This is a genomic window from Acidovorax sp. GW458-11-26-14-TSB4, from assembly GCF_059423865.1.
In genome coordinates, this window is the sequence record NZ_JBWKYR010000048.1 from 2,070 (window position 1) to 5,452 (window position 3,383).

A 3,383-nucleotide genomic window follows, 5' to 3' on the forward strand; every position below is an offset into this window, starting at 1 on the left:
TGTACTCAACACCAAAGCGGCTTTGACTGGAAACGGTAAAGGCCTCTTTGTTGTTGATCAATATCGATTGATCAATCGGCTGTTCTTTAAAAATTCATAGAGTCGAAATCAGAGTTGCCAGGGGAAACTGCACATTCGTAAAGGTTTAGTGCAGACCGTGCCCCTGGTGACAAATTTTTGATTGCGTCAAAACGAATATTCAACGAGCTAGAACTTTGCGAAAGCGAAGGGAAGTAAATTGAATTAGTAATGACGAATGTTTCTTGATAGTGATATCGAGGAATTATTCACATTACGGCATAACGCGCCAGGTGAAAGACCTGGCAAGTCCTTGAAGATGATGGCGGTATCTTGAAAGAGATGTCAAAGTTATAGGGTCAAGTGACTAAGAGCATGTGGTGGATGCCTTGGCGATTACAGGCGACGAAAGACGTGATAGCCTGCGATAAGCTTCGGGGAGCTGGCAAATAAGCATTGATCCGGAGATTTCTGAATGGGGAAACCCACCTCGCAAGAGGTATCGCATGATGAATACATAGTCATGCGAGGCGAACCGGGTGAACTGAAACATCTCAGTAGCTCGAGGAAAAGACATCAACCGAGATTCCGAAAGTAGTGGCGAGCGAAATTGGAAGAGCCTTCTATTGATAGCACGACTGTTAGCAAAGCGGAATGGAAAGTCCGGCCATAGTGGGTGATAGCCCCGTATGCGAAAACAGACGTGTGGTACTAAGGTAGAGAAAAGTAGGGCGGGACACGAGAAATCCTGTCTGAATATGGGGGGACCATCCTCCAAGGCTAAATACTCGTAATCGACCGATAGTGAACCAGTACCGTGAGGGAAAGGCGAAAAGAACCCCGGGAGGGGAGTGAAATAGATCCTGAAACCGCATGCTTACAAAAAGTAGGAGCCCGCAAGGGTGACTGCGTACCTTTTGTATAATGGGTCAGCGACTTACATTCAGTGGCAAGGTTAACCGAATAGGGAAGCCGTAGAGAAATCGAGTCCGAATAGGGCGAATCAGTCGCTGGGTGTAGACCCGAAACCAAGTGATCTATCCATGGCCAGGATGAAGGTGCCGTAACAGGTACTGGAGGTCCGAACCGACTAGTGTTGCAAAACTAGCGGATGAGCTGTGGATAGGGGTGAAAGGCTAAACAAACTTGGAAATAGCTGGTTCTCTCCGAAAACTATTTAGGTAGTGCCTCAAGTATTACCATCGGGGGTAGAGCACTGTTTAGGCTAGGGGGTCATGGCGACTTACCAAACCTATGCAAACTCCGAATACCGATGAGTACAGCTTGGGAGACAGAGCACCGGGTGCTAACGTCCGGACTCAAGAGGGAAACAACCCAGACCGCCAGCTAAGGTCCCTAAAATTGGCTAAGTGGGAAACGAAGTGGGAAGGCTAAAACAGTCAGGATGTTGGCTTAGAAGCAGCCATCATTTAAAGAAAGCGTAATAGCTCACTGATCGAGTCGTCCTGCGCGGAAGATGTAACGGGGCTAAGCCAGTTACCGAAGCTGCGGATGTGCAATTTATTGCACGTGGTAGGAGAGCGTTCTGTAGGCCTGTGAAGGTGTCTGGTAACGGATGCTGGAGGTATCAGAAGTGCGAATGCTGACATGAGTAGCGTTAAAGGGGGTGAAAAGCCCCCTCGCCGTAAGCGCAAGGTTTTCTACGCAACGTTCATCGGCGTAGAGTGAGTCGGCCCCTAAGGCGAGGCAGAGATGCGTAGCTGATGGGAAACAGGTCAATATTCCTGTACCGATCAATAGTGCGATGTGGGGACGGAGAAGGTTAGCTCAGCCAACTGTTGGATATGTTGGTTCAAGCCTGTAGTCGTGCCTGGTAGGCAAATCCGCCGGGCTTAGATGAGGGGTGATAACGAGTCTGCTTGCAGACGAAGTGAGTGATACCCTGCTTCCAGGAAAAGCCACTAAGCTTCAGCTATTGACGACCGTACCGCAAACCGACACTGGTGCGCGAGATGAGTATTCTAAGGCGCTTGAGAGAACTCAGGAGAAGGAACTCGGCAAATTGATACCGTAACTTCGGGAGAAGGTATGCCCCAAGTAGGTGAACTCGCACAGAGGGAGCCCAACGGGGTTGCAAAAAATCGGTGGCTGCGACTGTTTAATAAAAACACAGCACTCTGCAAACACGAAAGTGGACGTATAGGGTGTGACGCCTGCCCGGTGCTGGAAGATTAAATGATGGGGTGCAAGCTCTTGATTGAAGTCCCAGTAAACGGCGGCCGTAACTATAACGGTCCTAAGGTAGCGAAATTCCTTGTCGGGTAAGTTCCGACCTGCACGAATGGCGTAACGATGGCCACACTGTCTCCTCCTGAGACTCAGCGAAGTTGAAATGTTTGTGATGATGCAATCTCCCCGCGGAAAGACGGAAAGACCCCATGAACCTTTACTGTAGCTTTGTATTGGACTTTGAACAGATCTGTGTAGGATAGGTGGGAGGCTTTGAAGTGAGGTCGCTAGATCTCATGGAGCCAACGTTGAAATACCACCCTGGTGTGTTTGAGGTTCTAACCTAGGTCCATTATCTGGATCGGGGACAGTGCATGGTAGGCAGTTTGACTGGGGCGGTCTCCTCCCAAAGCGTAACGGAGGAGTTCGAAGGTACGCTAGTTACGGTCGGACATCGTGACGATAGTGCAATGGCATAAGCGTGCTTAACTGCGAGACTGACAAGTCGAGCAGATGCGAAAGCAGGACATAGTGATCCGGTGGTTCTGTATGGAAGGGCCATCGCTCAACGGATAAAAGGTACTCTGGGGATAACAGGCTGATACCGCCCAAGAGTTCATATCGACGGCGGTGTTTGGCACCTCGATGTCGGCTCATCTCATCCTGGGGCTGTAGCCGGTCCCAAGGGTATGGCTGTTCGCCATTTAAAGAGGTACGTGAGCTGGGTTTAAAACGTCGTGAGACAGTTTGGTCCCTATCTTCCGTGGGCGCTGCAGATTTGAGGAAGCCTGCTCCTAGTACGAGAGGACCGGAGTGGACACACCTCTGGTGTATCGGTTGTCACGCCAGTGGCATTGCCGAGTAGCTAAGTGTGGAAGAGATAACCGCTGAAAGCATCTAAGCGGGAAACTCGTTTCAAGATGAGATCTGCCGGGGCCTTGAGCCCCCTGAAGAGTCGTTCAAGACCAGGACGTTGATAGGTCAGGTGTGGAAGCGCAGTAATGCGTTAAGCTAACTGATACTAATTGCTCGTGCGGCTTGACCCTATAACTTTGATAGCCAGTGCGCAGACCCATAGAATTCTACAGGGTGCGTGCAAAGCTTCGAAGATTGTTATGCCAAGTTAGACGCAGTCAAAAAGACACAAAAATCTGATTGAGATCTCTATGAATTCG

The 3,383-nt window shown here is 49.7% G+C and carries 1 rRNA gene; it reads left to right on the forward strand.

The features are described 5' to 3' along the window. Positions 1-375: 375 nt before the first annotated feature. Positions 376-3,254: ribosomal RNA gene (locus AC07X5_RS32570) — 23S ribosomal RNA — on the forward strand. The last annotated feature ends 129 nt before the right edge of the window (positions 3,255-3,383 follow it).